The organism is Frankia sp. QA3, assembly GCF_000262465.1.
In the GTDB taxonomy this organism is placed as follows: Bacteria; Actinomycetota; Actinomycetes; order Frankiales; family Frankiaceae; genus Frankia.
Map to the genome: position 1 here is coordinate 6,986,540 of NZ_CM001489.1, position 15,584 is coordinate 7,002,123.

Consider the following 15,584-nt stretch of genomic DNA (forward strand, 5'->3'; position numbering starts at 1 on the left):
CTCCCGCGCGCGTCACCGGATCAGACCGGTTCGGGTTCGGTCCACGCGCCGCTGGTCAGGCTGCTGGTGTGGCCGGTGAGGGTGAGGTGGTGGTGGCCGGTGGTGGCGTTCCAGATCCGGGCGGTGCCGTCGTAGCTGGTGGTGAGGATGCGGGTGTTGTCGGGGCTCCACGCGCCGCCGGACAGGGCGCTGGTGTGGCCGGTGAGGGTGAGGTGGTGGTGGCCGGTGGTGGCGTCCCAGATCCGGGCGGTGCGGTCGTCGCTGGTGGTGAGGATGCGGGTGTTGTCGGGGCTCCACGCGCCGCTGGTCAGCGGGCTGGTGTGGCCGGTGAGGGTGAGGTGGTGGTGGCCGGTGGTGGGCGTCCCAGATCCGGGCGGTGCGGTCGTCGCTGGTGGTGAGGATGCGGGTGTTGTCGGGGCTCCACGCGCCGCTGGTCAGCGGGCTGGTGTGGCCGGTGAGGGTGAGGTGGTGGTGGCCGGTGGTGGCGTCCCAGATCCGGGCGGTGCGGTCGTCGCTGGTGGTGAGGATGCGGGTGTTGTCGGGGCTCCACGCGCCGCTGGTCAGCGGGCTGGTGTGGCCGGTGAGGGTGAGGTGGTGGTGGCCGGTGGTGGCGTCCCAGATCCGGGCGGTGCCGTCGTTGCTGGTGGTGAGGATGCGGGTGTTGTCGGGGCTCCACGCGCCGCTGGTCAGGCTGCTGGTGTGGCCGGTGAGGGTGAGGTGGTGGTGGCCGGTGGTGGCGTCCCAGATCCGGGCGGTGCCGTCCCAACTGGTGGTGAGGATGCGGGTGTTGTCGGGGCTCCACGCGCCGCTGGTCAGGCTGCTGGTGTGGCCGGTGAGGGTGAGGTGGTGGTGGCCGGTGGTGGCGTCCCAGATCCGGGCGGTGCGGTCGTCGCTGGTGGTGAGGATGCGGGTGTTGTCGGGGCTCCACGCGCCGCTGGTCAGGCTGCTGGTGTGGCCGGTGAGGGTGAGGTGGTGGTGGCCGGTGGTGGCGTTCCAGATCCGGGCGGTGCCGTCCCAGCTGGTGGTGAGGATGCGGGTGCCATCGGGGCTCCACGCCCCGCCGGTCGGCGGATCGGTGTGGCCCGTGAAGGACGACAGCCGGAGGCCGGCTCGGCGTTTGGTCGTGATCGGCGCCGTCAGCCAGCCTCGGCGGCGGGTGTCGTCGGACGGGCGGCACAGCAGGGCCTGGGTGGCGTAGGCGCGGGAGGCGGTCCAGCGGGCGTTGGTCAGGTCGCAGCCGCGGAACACCGTTCCCGCGAGGTCCGCGCGGCGGAAGTCGGCCCCGTTCAGGGCGCTGTCATGGACCTCGGCCCGGGTCAGGTCCGCGCCGGACAGGTCGGCTCGGGAGAGGTCCGCGTCGCGCACCACGGCGTCCGTCAGCGTGGCCCCGGCGAGCGACACCCCGCGCAGGTCGAGCCGGCGGCTCCCACCGTCGATCCGCCAGCCGGCCAGGTCGGCGCCGGCCAGGACGGAGCCGGCCGGGGGGTGGCTCGGGTGGCCGCCGCGGGTGGCCGCCAGGCAGTACGCGAACGCCAGCACCGCCGCCGCGTCCGCCTGGCCGTCGGGGGCGTGCGCCGCGATCGTGGCCAGCGCCGCGGTGCACCGCGCGCGCGTCGCCTCGTCGCGGCCGGCCAGCCACTGGCCGAGGAAGTCGAGCGTCTCCGGGCTCGGCACCGGGAGCCGCCAGGCGGCCCGCGCCTGGTCGGCGGGCAGCTCCAGGGCCCGGCCGAGGTGGCGGGCGAGGAAGTACTCGCGCAGCGACGTGTGCGCGAAACCGAACGTCTCGTCGTCCCGGCGGACCAGGAACGTCGCCGTGCGCAGGTCCTCCTTCCACAGGTCCGGGGCCCGGGACGGGTAGTGCAGCTCCAGGTCCGGGCGGCCGGCGAGGAACTCCAGCAGCCACTGCTCGACCTCGTCCACCTGCCAGGTCGCCCGGCCGGAGCGCCACAGCCGGGCCGCGAGGTCCTCCATCAGCAGCTGCTTGTGCGCCGGCAGCAGCGAGTGCTTGCCGTCGTCGCGTTCCAGCCACTGGGCGACGAACGACGCGTACAGGTCCACCGCGCGCACGGTGCGGCCGGCGAGCTTCGCCCGCTCCACCGTCTCCAGCTGCTCGGCGACCATCCGCAGGGTCAGCGGCCGCTGCGCGATCTCCCGCAGGTTGTGCACGCTGTCGAGCAGCTCCAGCAGCCGGTCGGCGTCGGCACCGGGCACGTTCGCCGCGAGGTACGCGCGCACCTGCTCCTCGCCGAACGGCAGCATCAGCAGCGCCAGGTAGTCGGCGCCGGCCGGGCCGTCGCGGTGCTGCCCGGTGAAGTGGGTGGTCTCGTGCCGGATGGAACGGAAGTAATGGGTCCGGCAGGACAGCAGCAGCCGGCTCGGCCGGGACCCCCGCCGCTCGGCCGTCCGGGACTGCCAGGTGTCCTCGGTGGCCCGCCACAGCGTCCGGGTGAACACCTGGCCGGCGTGCGGCTCCAGGTGCACCAGCACCTCGTCCAGGCCGTCGAAGACCAGCACGCAGCCGCCCGCGGCCACCAGGTCCAGCACCTGCGCGGCCGAGGGGCCCGCGCCGATGCTCCCGGCGTCCAGCAACGCCTGCACGATCTTCGTCAGGCCGCCGCCTTCCCGGGCCACCGCCGGCGGCAGGTCCCGCAGGTCGAACAGGATCGGCAGCGGCACCGTGGGGTCGTGCCGACGGCGGTCCAGCAGCGCCTCGGTGAACAGCTTGACGGTGGTGGTCTTGCCCATCCCGACGTCGCCGAGCAGCGTGCACAGGTTACGGGCGCCCGCCGACGGGTCGAGCGCCCAGGCCAGCAGGCGGTCCACCGCCGGCGTCGGCTCGCTCAGGCGGCGCGGCACCGGGTCGGCCGGGGTGCTGGCGGCGAGCGAGGTCTCCCCGAGCACGGGCGGCACCGGCGTCACGTCCAGGGGCCGCCGGCCCAGCAGCGTCCGGGCCCACGCCTCCCGGTCGGCGCGGTCCCATGCCTCCGGCTCGTAGCGCGCTCCCGTCCTCTGCGGTTCGGCGCCGGCCTGCGAGCCCGCTCGGTACGGGGGCCAGGCCCGCGGCCCGGTGCCGGCCGGGACCGGCTCCCGCAGGCGGTCGCCGACCACCGCCAGGATCGTCGCGACGAAATGCAGGCGGGCGGCGCGGTCCCGGCACTGGCTGAACGGTCGGTCGGCGCAGTGCACGACGTCCCCGGCGGTGGGGGCGCCGGGGGCCACTCCCTCCAGGGCGGCCCTGATCGGCCGGCGCACGGTCGTGCCGGGCGGCTCGTGGCGCCGGGCGGCGGCGCTGTCGAGCTCCACCACGACGTCGGCGGTCCGGCGCAGCCGCCGCCGCTCGGCCTCGACGTCCGCGCCGAGGGGGAGGTCGAACGCGCTGGTCACCCGGTAGCCGGGGATCGCGGCGACCTGCTCGGTCAGCAGCCCGACGAAGTCCCGCTCGCGGCGCCGGAGCGCGTCGGACGCCTGCGGCGCCGTCTCCACGTGCACGACCGGCTGCAGCACCTCGCTCACCGTCGCCGGCACCGGCTCGTCGCCGGTCCGGCGCTCCGCCTTCCGCTGGGAACGCTCGGCCACCTCCTCGCTGGTGACGTCGGCGCCCTCGAACCAGCAGAACCGGTCGGGCGGCGGGGCCTTGCGCCGATCGCCGACCAGCCGCAGGTCGACCCCGGCCGCGGTCGCCGCCTCGTCGAGCGCGGCCCGGAACTTGCGGAAGGTGTCCTGCGCCTTGCCGTCACCGCCGCCGGGGGTGGCGACGTCCAACGCCTGCGGCAGCGGGATCCGGCCGTCCTCGCCGATCAGGTCGGCCAGCGCCCGCAGCCGGGACAGCTGCCGGGGCGTGAGGTCGTCGGCGAGCCGGTCCAGGTGCCGCAGCACCGCCCGCCGGGGCAGCCGCCGCATCAGGCCGCGTCGCTCAGCACGCGGTGCCGGATCGCCGACGTGAGGTCCAGCGCGAACCGCTCCCGCCCGGCGCCGCGGGTCTCGGTGAAACAGCGCCCCCCGGAGCCGGTGAAGATCTGCCGCGTGTCCACGCCGTGCAGGTCCCGCGAGCCATCCAGCGGCACCCGCTTCAGCATCACCGGCAGCACCTTGTCGACGCCCGGGCCGAGCAGTCGGGGCAGCTCCTCGTCCAGGATGAAGCGGCTGGCGAAGAACCCGGGGCTCAGCAGCAACAGCCCGTAGTCGCAGCCGGCCAGCCGGGCCAGGATCTGCCGGCGCCAGTCCTCGCCGAGCATCAGGTGCGAGTCCTCCCACCAGGCGATCCGCACCCCGGCCAGGGCGTCCAGGTGCAGCTGGCCGAGCAGCGCCTCCTTGGCGGCGGCGTCGCCGTGGCACCAGCTCAGGAAGATCGACGCCTCGGTCAGCCGCTCCATCGGGCCGCCTCCGTTCACGTTTTTCCGGATGGCTTCACGATAGAAGACGATCGGAGGTCCTGATCGTCCGGGGTGTCGGGACGACAGCTCCGTGGTTAGAGCTCCCGATTTGCTTCGATTTGCGCCGTCGTCGGAGTGTCGGATGGTCGCCCCGAGGTCGTCGCACCAGGTGCTGGAGGTCGGCTAGGCGCCTTGACCGATATCGGCCGGTCCGCCCAGTTGTCGTGCACCGGTTGCTGGAGGTTGAATGCGCCTCCGCCGGCCTCAACCGCGATTGACCTCCAGCAGTTGTCCGGGGTGGCCGCTGGCCGTCGGGTACTTAGGACGGTGGGCCGGGGGAAGGGTCTGCGGCGCGGCCGGCTCCTTGATCGAGACGCCGCCGGCGCCCGCGGCCCGCCTCGCGAGGTGGGGGACCGGAGGTGCGCGCAGGCGTGTGTCGCGGGGAGGGGCCGGTGTTCCGCGCAACCGTCGCATCCGGAGGCCGTGGTGTTCCGCGCAACCGTCGCGCTTCGGGTCGGGGAGCGTTCGGGGTGGCCTGCTCGGCGGCGGGCTGGGTCGGCACCGCGATGGCTCCGCCCGCCGCGGCGGCTGGGGCGGCGCGTTCGTGGCTCGCGGCCATCACGATCCGGCCGATGCGGGCATACCGCGCCGGGTCGCGGACCCGGACGGCGAGCGCGACCGCGAGGCCGAGCAGGAACGTGGCGAGGACGATCCACGGCGTCGCCTCGAACACGATGCTGCCCGGCGCCGCCCCGGCCGCGAAGTCCAGATTGTCGAACACCAGGTAGACGACATAGGTCATGCCGGCGGCGCCGAGGATCGGGATCAGCAGTGTGCGCCACCACGACGCCGTCTCCGGATGCCGCTTCTGTACGTGGAAACGGTACGTACCTTTACCCGATTGGATGATCCGGGCGTACTACCGTGCTCGTCGTGACAGCAGGCGCGGGCGAGCAGACGGACACCGTCGGGCTGGACGACGCCGTCGACGAGGTGCTGGCCGCCTACGACCTCGGTCCCGAGCCGCGGGCCACCCTGCTGCACGTCTCGGAGAACACCACCTACCGGGTGGACGACCCGGTTGGCGGGCGTCGCTGGGCCCTGCGGCTGCACCGGCCCGGTTACCACAGCCTCGCCGAGATCCACGGCGAGCTCGCCTGGGTGGCCGCCCTGCGCGCCGACGAGGTCGTGCGGACCCCGCCCGTCGTCCCGACCCGCAGGGGCGCCCTCGTGGCGACCGCGACCGCCCGGCCGCAGGGTGCCCCGAGCGGCGCCCCGAGCGGTGGCGCGGGTGGTGGAGGCGACGGAGGCGGCGGCACCGAGCGGCATGCCGTGCTGTTCGAATGGGTTGACGGCCGCTCGCCCGAGGCGCTGGAACCCGCCGCGCTGCGAGCGGCGTTCACCCAGCTCGGCGACATCACCGCCCGGCTGCATCGGCATGCCCGGAGCTGGGCCCGCCCGCCGTCGTTCGCCCGCTTCGCCTGGACCTGGGAGAGCACCCTGGGCGCCGCCGGCCGGTGGGGGAGCTGGACGTCCGGCCTGCGCACCGCGCTGGACGAGGCGGTCGTCATCGGTGCGGACGCAGCCGTGGGCGTGGACGGCCCGGGATCGCGGGACGCCGCGGCGCGCGAGGCGGTGGAACTGCTGGGCCGGGCCGCCGCCGTCGCCGAGGGGCGGCTGTCGGCCTTCGGCAGGGGGCCGGACCGGTTCGGGCTCATCCACGCGGACATGCGCATGGCGAACCTCCTCGTCCCCGACGGCGCGGGGCCCATCGCCGCGCCAGGCGCGGGCGCGGCGGAGGCGGGTGAGGTCTGCGTCATCGACTTCGACGACTGCGGTTTCGGCTGGTACCTGTGGGACCTCGCGGCGTCGCTGTCGTTCATCGAGCACCTCGACGAGGCCGGCGATCTCGTCGCCGTGTGGCTCGCCGCCTACCAGCGGCGGCTTCCGCTGACCGCCGTCGACGTGGCGATGATCCCGACCTTCGTGCTGCTGCGCCGGCTGCTGCTCGTCGCCTGGCTCGGCACCCATCCGCACTCCGACGCGGTGCCCAGCATCCCGGCGTATGCCCGGGAGAGCTGCGACCTCGCCGAGACGTACTTGGCCGGGCGCCTGCTCGCCGGCTGACCACGGCCGGGCCGACGAGAAGCCGGGCCGGACGGTGAGCGTGGCCGGACGGTGAGCCGGACCGCTTGAACGTCCCGCCCGCCGGGGACAACGCGGACATCACCCCGCATCGACGAAAGGGCGTGCCTCATGTTCACCTCGGTCGCGGGTCGGACCGTCGTGGTCACCGGCGGGAGCAAGGGGATCGGCAAGGGCATCGCCCGGGTCTTCGCGACGGCGGGGGCGAACGTCGTGATCAGCGGCCGGGACGTGGTCGCCGCGGCCAGCACGGCCCAGGAGCTCGGCGACCTCGGCGGCGGCGCCGTCAGCTTCGTGCTCGCCGACGTGGCCAGCGCCGAGGACAACGCGCGGCTGGCCCGCACCGTCGCCGAGCGACACGGCGGAGTGGACGTCGTCTGCGCCAACGCCGGGATCTTCCCGTCCGCGCCGCTGGCGACGATGACGGAGGCGGACCTGGACGAGGTACTGGACACGAACGTCAAGGGCACCATCCTCACCGTGCAGGCGTTCCTGCCGGCGCTGGTCGCCTCCGGCCGCGGCCGGGTGATCCTCACCTCGTCGATCACCGGGCCGGTCACCGGCTATCCCGGCTGGTCGCACTACGGGGCGTCCAAGGCGGCGATGCTCGGGTTCATGCGCACCGCCGCGGTCGAGCTCGCCCAGGATCGGGTGACGGTGAACGCCGTGCTCCCGGGCAACGTCCGCACCGAGGGGCTCGCCGAGCTCGGCGAGGACTACCTGCATTCGATGGAGGCCGCGATCCCGATGCGCCGGCTCGGCGAAGTCGACGAGATCGGCCACGCGGCACTGTTCCTCGCCTCGGACGAGGCCTCCTACATCACCGGGCAGGCGCTGGTGGTCGACGGCGGGCAGATCCTCCCCGAGGCGCCGGCCGCCCTGCAGGGTCGGTGACCCTGCGCGCGATCGCCTGCCCCGTCGCCTCCCGCACCTGCGTGGCGCTGGCCCGGGCGAGCGTGGCGACCCGAGCCGGGCCGCGAGGGCGCCGGTGTCGACGCGGTGGCTGCCGCTGGTCATCACCAGCACCGGCTGCGCGGCGTCCGTGACGAACACCAGGCTGTTGGCCATCGCGCCCACCTCGCAGCCGACCGCCGGCTCGGCGGCTACCGGGGCCGCGCGGTGTCCTGAGCCGCCCTCGACGTGCTCGGCGGCGGCCGGCTGCACCTGGGGATCGGCGTGGGCCACCTCGAACCGGAGACGACGGCGGTCGGCGTGCCGATGGCCGGGCGCGGCGCGGCTCCACCCGGCCGGCGCGGACCGGCCTGCCCGGGGGCTGGCCCAACGGGTACGTCCGGTCCGGCCCGGTCTGGGTCACCCCGGTCGGTCGAGGGCACCCGGAAAGGCGTCTGTCGGATTCGGATATCCGGATCCGGGCGAAAGGAACGGTCGGGAGTCGGGTTTCCAATCCGGGGTTCAGGTATTGGTGTGGCTTGGTGTACCGGGGATTGTGCGGAGCGTGGTTGGGGTATCTAGAGGGTGCGCCGGGGAAGGCTTCCCGACGGAAATCTGATGGTCGGGATGTCGTGGCGGCGCATCTCCGAAGGGATGGCCATGAAAATCCTCAAGGGTTTCAGATATCTGGTCCTGGCTGTCGTCCTCGCCTGCGCCGCATTCCTGACGGCCGTGCCTGCCGGCGCGGCTCCACCGCCGCCGGCAGGCGCCGGCCCGGCTACCGCCGCGCCCACGTCGCCACCCCCGAAGGAGGTGGAAAAGCCGCACGACGGCCCCAAGGATAAGAAGGGGCAGCACTGGATCTGCCGTCCGGGATACTGGGAGCCCGGCTACTGGATTCCCGGTTTCTGGTGGCACCACCACTGGTTCCCGAAGAAGTGGCAGCCCAAGGAGTGGCACCCCGGCTACTGCTACTGGGGCCGGTGGTGAGCCGTATTACCGGTGGTTGTCCGACTGGCTGACCGTGGTGTGATGCCGCGGCGCGCCGGGTTCTCGCCGCCGGCCCGACCTGGGGCGGCGGCGGGAACCCGGCCGTTCGTGCGGGCGCGGTCACCTGGCCCGCAGGATCCGCCCGCACCGCGGCTTGCCGGGTACCGGGGCGAACTTCTTGCCGTCCTGCGTGACCTGTACGTAGTCGTAGCAGGGCGCGATGTCGGATACGCCCTTGCTCAGATTGATCGGCGCCGGTAGCAGCCCGTCGGCATCGAAGCGGGTCTGGCGGTGCAGGCCGGCCAGCACGCCCGCGCGGGTCGGACAGACGCCGGCCGCGGCGATCCCCCGCACCATCAGGTCCGCGCTGATCCAGCCGATCAGCGCGGTGCCGTCCGGCAGCGCGGCGGCCTGCGGCGCGTAGGCGGCCATCGCCGCGAGGAACCGCCGGTGCGTCGGGGTGTTGAGCTCGAACGGCGTGTAGTCGAGGAACGCATACGCGCCCGCGGCCTTGTCCCCCACCCGGGCGAGCTGGCTGCGGTCGTAGCTGGTCGGGTTGCCCAGGATCGCCTTGAGGTCGAGGTCGGCGTCCTGCACCGCGGCGACGATCTGGTAGAAGTTCGGCGCCGGGACGAAGGCGATGAGGCTGTCGGCGCCGGAGTCCCGGACCTGGTCGGCGAACCGGTCGGCGTCGAAGGGCCCGCTCGGCACCTGGAGGTTGCCCGCGACCTCCAGGCCGGCGGCGAGCACGCTCTTCCCGGCGGCGTGGGCCATCGACTGGGTGGCCGAGGACAGCTCGATGGAGACCGTGACCGCGCGCTGCGCGTCCCGGCCGGCGAGGAACTCGCCCCAGCCGCTGGAGGCGGGTTCCTCCACCGTCGGCCGGGAGTAGCTGAACACGTTCGAGCGTGGCGTCACCGACGGATCGGTGATCTGCCCGTCGACGACGGGCACCCCGCTGTTCTCCAGCAGCTTCGCGGACCCGGAGGCCGCCACGCTGAACTGGAGGATGCCGAGCGCCTCGTCGCGCTGCACCAGGGCGCGCCCGGCGACGGCGTTCAGCTCGGGGGTCGCCTCGTCGTCCTCGATGCTGTAGGAGAGCTGGCGACCGTAGATCCCGCCCTTCGCGTTCTGCTCGCCGAGGCGGGCATCCACCCCCGCCCGGAACAGCGCGCTGGGGTCGCCGTCGTACCGCGAGCCGGAGTACAGCATGCCGAGGCTGATCTTGTTGCGGTCGACGCCGGGCGTCGGCACGCACGGGTCCGCCCCACCGTGGCGGGCCTGGCTCAGGACGTCGCCGCCGTCCCCGCCGCACGCGGTCATGCCGAAGACCATGCCGGCGACCGCGGCACCCGCCGCGGCGAACGAACGCAGGCTTCTTCTCATTCCTCACCGTCTCTGTGCCTGTCCGGGCCTGCGCGTGGCCGTCCACCAATGCGGGGACGGGCCCCTTCGAGCCCATATGCCGGCCCATGGGTGGTGGTCGGGCCGGTGCCCGGTCAGACCAGGGCAGCCGGGCGAGGGGCAGCACAAGGTATAGGGCGGCACAAAGACGGAATTCGGCGTGTCCTGGTCCGAGCGTCAGCGCTGCGCATTTCGGGGGCCGCCCGGCGGCGCGGCGTCCGTCGGGATGATCCGTCCGCGGCGGTGGGCGCTCCTACCGGGGTGAAGGAGTGAGGCGGCTCATTAAGCGCCGATTACGGCCGCCCCCGATCGGTGCCATCGGCCCGGCCGGATCACCGGTATGGGGGACGCGGTGATGCCGATCCGGCCTGAGGACGCACGGTATTCCAGGGACCTTGGGGACGCGCGGATGCGGGCTGAAAGCCGCCGCTACGGCCGCATTCTGGGTTCCGATTCATCAAAATCGCATTCGGGTAAACTTTCATGCATATCGGCTGTCGGCCGGCGCGGCAAACCCGCCCCCACCCTCGGTGGGCACCGCGCGGCGCGCGGTGCCCACCGGCCGGCCGACGGGCACCGGGCACCGGTCCCCCGCGCCGCCCCCGGCCCACTCCGCGTCGGCGGAGGTGACCTGGGTCATGCCCGGTGGGGAGCTCCGTCGGTCTGCTCAGGGCGCGCGGGAGCCCGGCGGCCGAGGACGACCGAGGCAATGACGATCATCGCCGTCCCGACGCCGACCGGGGTCAGTGACTCACCGAGCAGCAGCGCCGCCCATGCCAGGGTCAGCACCGGTTGGGCGAGCTGGAGCCGCCCGACCCGCGCCACCCCGCCGAGGGCGAGCCCCCGATACCAGACGACGAAGCCGAGGAACATGCTCACGACGCTGACGTAGGCCAGACCGACGGCGGCCCCGGCCGTCACCTGGCGCGGCGGGTGCATGACGAGGCCGGCCGCGGCCAGCGGCACCGTGACCGGCAGCGCCGCCAGCAGCGCCCAGCAGATCACCGCCGCCCCGTCGAAGCGCCGCGCGAGAACCCCGCCCTCGGCGTAACCGAGACCGACGAGCACGACCGCGGCGAGCACCAGCAGGTCGGCCGTCCGCGGCCGGCCCGCGCCCTGGACCGCGGCGAAGGCCAGCATCGCGGCGAGCCCGAGACCCAGGGCCGCCCAGTACGGCGGGGTGGGCCGCTCCCCGGCCAGGACCACCGCGAACCCGGCCGTCGCCGCCGGCGCCAGGCCCACCACGACGGCGGCGTGCGCCACCGGGACGTCCGCGAGCGCCCACGAGGTCAGCAGCGGGAACCCGACGACCACGGTCGCGGCGATGACGATCGTCGCCGCGCGCCCGTCCGGGGGGCGCAGGGGCAGGCCGCGGCGGCGCAGCAGGGCCGCGGCGAGGCCCGCGGCCAGTACGGCGCGGCCGGCGCCGACGGTGAGCGCGCCGAAGGCGGGCTCCGCGGCCCCCGTCGCGACCAGCGTGAGGCTGAACGCGACCACCCCCGCGGCGCCCGACACCAGCCCTCGCGCTTCCCTGCTCCCAACGAATGCGCTTTCCTTGTCCCTCATGCACAACGATATCGGCGAAAGCGCTGACGGGTCGGAGGTCGCGCGGGGCCGTGGGGGAGGGCAGGCGGGGATCGTCGACGAGCTGACCGCACTGTGCGCCCGCCTGCCCGCGGGCTCGGCGCTGCCGAGCACCCGGGAGCTCCAGCGCCGGCATCGGGCGAGCGCGCTGACCGTGCAGCGGGCTCTCGCGGCGGTGGCCACCCGCGGGCTGCTCGTCACCATGCCCGGCCGCGGCAGCGTCGTCGCCAGGCCGCCGGCGTCCCGGTCGACCGATCTGAGCTGGCAGACCGCCGTGCTCGGCGCCCGCGACGACCTGCCCCACGACATGACCGAGCTCTACTCGCCCGTCCCCGACGGCGTGCTCGACCTCGCCTCGGCCTATCTGGACCCGGCGGCCCAGCCGGTCGGCCTGCTCGCGGCGGCCGCCGCCCGCGCCGCCCGCCGGCCCGGCGCCTGGGATCGCACCCCGGTGGCCGGCCTGCCCGACCTGCGCGGGCTGATCGCCGGCCTGGTCAGCCCGTCCCACACCGCGTCCGACGTGCTCGTCACCAGCGGCGGGCAGGCGGCGCTCGCGCTGGTCTTCCGCGCCCTCGGCCGGCCCGGCGAGGCACTCGCGGTCGAGCACACCACCTACCCGGGGGCCCTGGCCGCCGCGCGGGCGGCGGGGCTCGTCCCGGTCCCGGTGCCGGCGGACGCCGCCGGGGTGCGCCCCGACGATCTCGCCGACGTGCTCGGCCGCAGCGGGGCCCGGCTGGTCTACCTCCAGCCGCGGCACGCCAACCCCACCGGGGCGGTGCTCGCCCCGGACCGTCGGCCGGCGGTACTGGCCGCCCTGCGGGACCACCGGGCGTTCTGCGTCGAGGACGACTGGGTGGCGCCGCTGGACCTCACCGCGGTCAGCCCGCCGCCGCTGGCCGCCGCCGACCCGGACGGCCACGTCGTGCACGTGCTGTCGCTGTCGAAAAGCGTGTCCCCCGGCCTGCGGATCGCGGCGGTCAGCGCCCGCGGCCCGGTCGCGGCCCGGCTGGCCCGGGTGCGGATCACCGACGACCTCTTCGTCGCCCCGGTGCTCCAGCAGACCGCGGTGGAGCTGCTCAGTACCCCGGGCTGGCGCCGACACCTGGCGTCGCTGCGCCGGGTGCTGCTGGCCCGCCGGGCGGCGCTGCTCGCCGCGATCGCGCGGGCCCTGCCCACCCTCGCCCCGCCGCAGCCGCCCAGCGGGGGTGTGCACGTCTGGCTGCCGCTGCCGCCCGGCGCCGACGACCGGCTCGTCACCGCGGCCGCCCGGCGGGCGGGCGTCGCCGTCGGCCCCGGCAGCGCCTACACCGTGGGTGAGGCCGTCGCCCCCCATCTGCGCCTGACCTACAGCCGCACCCCTGGCGAGGGCCTCGTCGCCGCGGTCGACCGGCTCGCCGCGGTGCTCAGCGACGGGTGAACCCGGCTCGGGCGTCCCGGCCGTCCCCGACTCGGTTGCACGGTGGAGACCTCCGACCGGGGGTCACGCTGCGCAGCGGTCGGGCCGGTTCGGTCGGGTCTGGGCCGCCGGACGGGCATAGGTATCGGGTGCCGAGGGGCGCCACCGCCGCGGTATCGCCGCGCTCGGCCGGGTTGGACGGTGACGGTCGCATGTTGGACGGTGACGGTCGCATGTTGGACGGTGACGGTCGCATGGGGGAGGAAGCGCGCGCGCCCGCGCGGGCCCGCTCACCCGGGTTCGGGGGACCACCCGTCGCCCGTTGGTGGCGGTGGACGGCGCTCGGTGTCGCCGTGGTCGTCGTCGCGGTGGCGGTGGCCACGCTGACGCTGCCCGAGCGGGCCGCACTGATCGTGGTGCGGGCCGCCGGGCTGGCGTCGACGACGGCCGGCGCGCTGGCCTGCTTCGTGACCGCGGCCCGGCGCGAGGGCGCGGAACGCACCTGGCGCCTGCTCGTCGGCGTGATGGTGCTGGCGCTGGCGGGGACGGCGCTCGCCTCGCTGCACGACGTCCTCGGCGGCGGACAACCCGTGCCGCACATCAGCCTGCCCATGCTGGCGCTGCTGCTGCCGTGGCTGTGCGGCCTGGCCGGGGTGCTGCGCTACCCGACCGATCCGTTCGACACCCTTGCGCACGGGACCACCCGGGAACGGCGCTGGTACCTGATCACGGTGCTCGACAGCGTCATCGTGACCGGCGCGGTCGCGCTGCTCGCCTGGGTGACGGTGCTGGAGAACGGCATCACCGACGGTGACCATCCCGTCTACGACCTCCTGCCCGCCCTCGTCGTGACCGCCGCCGCGCTCGTCACCGCCGTGACGATCATCCTGATCGCCACGTTCCGCCGGCCGCGGTCCCTGCTCGGGCTCAGCCTGCTGGGCTCGGGGCTGATGGTCTTCGCGCTGGCCATCATGATCTATCTGTACGCGACGACCCGGGAGCGCGCCGACCTCCCGCGCATCCTGGACATGGGCTTCGTGGCCGGCCCGCTGCTGGTGGGCCTCGCCGCGCTGCTGTCGCCGGCCGAGCCGCCCACCGGAGTCGTCCTGGCGGCGCAGTGGACCGCCGCCCGGTACCGGCGGCGCTGGTGGCACGTCATGCTGCCCTACCTGCCGCTGCTCGTCGCCGGCGCCGTCGCGATCGTCCGGCTGGTGGGGACCGACCTGGCCGGGCAGGAGGAGATCTGGGCGTTGATGTTCCTGCTCGTGTTGGCTCTCATCCGGCAGATGACGACGATGGCCGACAACGTGCGGCTGCTGGAGCGCCTGGAGGACAACCAGGCGGAGCTTCGCCGGCTCGCCTTCCACGATCCGCTGACGGGCCTGGCCAACAGGGCGCTGTTCGCCGACCGGCTCGACCAGGCGCTGGCCCGCCACGCCCGGGTGCCGCATCCCGTCGCCGTGGTCTTCTGCGATCTCGACGACTTCAAGCAGGTCAACGACGCGCTCGGGCACGCGGCCGGCGACGAGCTGCTCCGCGTCACCGCCCGCCGGCTCACCGGATCGGTGCGGGCCACCGACACCGTGGCCCGCTTCGGCGGGGACGAGTTCGCCATCCTGCTCGAATCCGCCCCAGCCCCAGCCCCAGGTCCAGGTCCAGGTCCAGCCCCAGGCCCAGGCTCAGCCCCGGGCCCACCCGCAACCGCGGCCGCGGCCGGCAACAGCGCGCGGGCCGGCCCCGACCGGCCGGTGGGCGACGCCGACGACCCGGTGGCGATCGGGCACCGGCTCGCCGAGGCGGTCCGCGTCCCGGTCCGGCTCGCCGACACCACCTATGCCGTCGCGGCCAGTTTCGGGCTCGTCGTCGTCGGCCCCGCCGACACCGCGATCACGGCCGAGACCCTGCTGCACCAGGCGGACCTGGCGATGTACTCGGCCAAGTCCGGCAAGGGCGGACTCCTCACGGTCTACGACGCCGACCTCGCCGCGCCGGACACCGTCCCCGCCCTGCACGCCGCCCTCGCCGAGGCCGCCCGCGACGACCCGAGCGGCGGCCGGCTCGGCGTGTCCCTGCGGCCCGTCGTCGATCTGGCGACCGGGGAGGTGCCCGCCTACCAGGCCCGGTTGGAATGGCACCATCCCCGGCTGGGCGTGTTCCGCCCGCACCGGCTGGCCGCCCTCGGCGACTCCGCCGGCGTCGGCCCGGACCTGGACCGGTTCCTGCTGCGCCACGCGCTGGCGTGGATCGCCCGCCGGACGCCGCCCGGTGCGCGTCCGGCGGCGGTGCACGTGCCGCTGCTCGCCGAACGGGCGGCCCGCGAGGGCCTGCCGGCGGAGATCTCCTCGGCGCTGGCCGACGCCGGGCTGCCGGCTGGCGCGCTCGTCCTCGACATCCGCGGGACGAGCGGGGACCGCGACCTCGACGCGACCGCCCGCGTCCTGGCGCGGCTGCACCGCACCGGTGTGCGGATCGCCCTGGCCGAGGTCGGCTCGGCGAGCACCACCGTGGACAGCCTGCGGCTGCTGCCGGTCGACATGATCACGCTGCATCCGGCCTACACGGCGCTGTGGGTCGACCGGTCGACGCCGGACCGGCTGCGCATCCTCACCGACCGATTCCTCGCCACCGTGCTCGACCTCGGGATCGAGGTGATCGCCTGCGGTGTCGACAGCAGGTGGACGGCACGCCGCCTGCTCGAACGCGGCTGTCACCTCGCGACCGGCGACATAGTCGACAACCGTTCCCCGCCGCCCGCGACCGCCGCCCGCGCGTGAACCCGACCATCCGGCGCGGGCAGCGGG

The 15,584-nt window shown here is 74.7% G+C and carries 10 protein-coding genes and 2 pseudogenes; 5 read left to right on the forward strand and 7 right to left on the reverse strand.

What is annotated here, in order from left to right; all coding sequences use genetic code 11:
• Positions 1-20 precede the first annotated feature (20 nt).
• From FRAQA3DRAFT_RS37800 to FRAQA3DRAFT_RS28545, 4 genes and pseudogenes are all read right to left on the reverse strand, one after another.
• Positions 21-311 (reverse strand): WD40 repeat domain-containing protein, encoded by a 291-nt coding sequence (locus FRAQA3DRAFT_RS37800; RefSeq protein ID WP_232292179.1) that lies wholly within the window; start codon positions 309-311, stop codon positions 21-23.
• 97 nt (positions 312-408) lie between these two features.
• Positions 409-3,900, reverse strand: a pseudogene (locus tag FRAQA3DRAFT_RS39005) (pentapeptide repeat-containing protein); the annotation flags it as partial.
• The gene (locus FRAQA3DRAFT_RS28540) at positions 3,900-4,373 is read right to left on the reverse strand and encodes a toll/interleukin-1 receptor domain-containing protein (protein ID WP_009742532.1); all 474 of its coding nucleotides are present in this window, start codon (positions 4,371-4,373) and stop codon (positions 3,900-3,902) included. The pseudogene FRAQA3DRAFT_RS39005 and the gene FRAQA3DRAFT_RS28540, both read right to left, overlap by 1 nt.
• A gap of 319 nt (positions 4,374-4,692) precedes the next feature.
• Positions 4,693-5,175 (reverse strand): hypothetical protein, encoded by a 483-nt coding sequence (locus FRAQA3DRAFT_RS28545; protein WP_035921657.1) that lies wholly within the window; start codon positions 5,173-5,175, stop codon positions 4,693-4,695.
• A gap of 122 nt (positions 5,176-5,297) precedes the next feature.
• Between FRAQA3DRAFT_RS28545 and FRAQA3DRAFT_RS28550 the strand changes: the two genes are divergently transcribed.
• Together FRAQA3DRAFT_RS28550 and fabG are read left to right on the forward strand one after the other, a co-directional pair.
• On the forward strand, positions 5,298-6,500 hold the full coding sequence (locus tag FRAQA3DRAFT_RS28550; RefSeq protein WP_009742533.1) for a phosphotransferase enzyme family protein: 1,203 nt from the start codon (positions 5,298-5,300) through the stop codon (positions 6,498-6,500).
• 129 nt (positions 6,501-6,629) lie between these two features.
• Positions 6,630-7,412 carry a 3-oxoacyl-ACP reductase FabG gene (fabG, locus tag FRAQA3DRAFT_RS28555; RefSeq protein WP_009742534.1) on the forward strand — a complete coding sequence of 261 codons (783 nt, stop codon included), beginning with the start codon at positions 6,630-6,632 and terminating at the stop codon, positions 7,410-7,412.
• A 126-nt stretch (positions 7,413-7,538) separates the two neighbouring features.
• Here fabG and FRAQA3DRAFT_RS39010 read toward each other — a convergent pair.
• Positions 7,539-7,586, reverse strand: a pseudogene (locus tag FRAQA3DRAFT_RS39010) (hypothetical protein); the annotation flags it as partial.
• Positions 7,587-8,069: 483 nt separating this feature from the next.
• On the opposite strand from FRAQA3DRAFT_RS39010, the gene FRAQA3DRAFT_RS28560 reads away from it, so the two are divergent.
• On the forward strand, positions 8,070-8,399 hold the full coding sequence (locus FRAQA3DRAFT_RS28560) for a hypothetical protein (protein ID WP_157467728.1): 330 nt from the start codon (positions 8,070-8,072) through the stop codon (positions 8,397-8,399).
• A 120-nt stretch (positions 8,400-8,519) separates the two neighbouring features.
• Here FRAQA3DRAFT_RS28560 and FRAQA3DRAFT_RS28565 read toward each other — a convergent pair whose 3' ends face one another.
• Both FRAQA3DRAFT_RS28565 and FRAQA3DRAFT_RS28570 read right to left on the reverse strand, forming a co-directional pair.
• Positions 8,520-9,785, reverse strand: a complete 1,266-nt coding sequence (locus FRAQA3DRAFT_RS28565; protein WP_009742536.1) for an ABC transporter substrate-binding protein — start codon at positions 9,783-9,785, stop codon at positions 8,520-8,522.
• 654 nt (positions 9,786-10,439) lie between these two features.
• Positions 10,440-11,318 carry a DMT family transporter gene (locus tag FRAQA3DRAFT_RS28570; RefSeq protein ID WP_009742538.1) on the reverse strand — a complete coding sequence of 293 codons (879 nt, stop codon included), beginning with the start codon at positions 11,316-11,318 and terminating at the stop codon, positions 10,440-10,442.
• Positions 11,319-11,367: 49 nt separating this feature from the next.
• Between FRAQA3DRAFT_RS28570 and FRAQA3DRAFT_RS28575 the strand changes: the two genes are divergently transcribed.
• Positions 11,368-12,804 (forward strand): PLP-dependent aminotransferase family protein, encoded by a 1,437-nt coding sequence (locus FRAQA3DRAFT_RS28575; RefSeq protein ID WP_009742539.1) that lies wholly within the window; start codon positions 11,368-11,370, stop codon positions 12,802-12,804.
• A 233-nt stretch (positions 12,805-13,037) separates the two neighbouring features.
• Positions 13,038-15,557, forward strand: coding sequence for a diguanylate cyclase domain-containing protein (locus FRAQA3DRAFT_RS28580; RefSeq protein ID WP_009742540.1), 2,520 nt, complete (start codon positions 13,038-13,040; stop codon positions 15,555-15,557).
• Positions 15,558-15,584: the final 27 nt, after the last annotated feature.

Excerpts from the sequence above, each read along its gene's own strand:
- FRAQA3DRAFT_RS28540 (WP_009742532.1), bottom strand. The coding sequence starts at position 4,373 with ATGGAGCGGCTGACCGAGGCGTCGATCTTCCTGAGCTGGTGCCACGGC.
- FRAQA3DRAFT_RS28545 (WP_035921657.1), bottom strand. The coding sequence starts at position 5,175 with ATGACCTATGTCGTCTACCTGGTGTTCGACAATCTGGACTTCGCGGCC.
- fabG (WP_009742534.1), top strand. The coding sequence starts at position 6,630 with ATGTTCACCTCGGTCGCGGGTCGGACCGTCGTGGTCACCGGCGGGAGC.
- FRAQA3DRAFT_RS28560 (WP_157467728.1), top strand. The coding sequence starts at position 8,070 with ATGAAAATCCTCAAGGGTTTCAGATATCTGGTCCTGGCTGTCGTCCTC.
- FRAQA3DRAFT_RS28565 (WP_009742536.1), bottom strand. The coding sequence starts at position 9,785 with ATGAGAAGAAGCCTGCGTTCGTTCGCCGCGGCGGGTGCCGCGGTCGCC.
- FRAQA3DRAFT_RS28575 (WP_009742539.1), top strand. The coding sequence starts at position 11,368 with ATGCACAACGATATCGGCGAAAGCGCTGACGGGTCGGAGGTCGCGCGG.
- FRAQA3DRAFT_RS28580 (WP_009742540.1), top strand. The coding sequence starts at position 13,038 with ATGGGGGAGGAAGCGCGCGCGCCCGCGCGGGCCCGCTCACCCGGGTTC.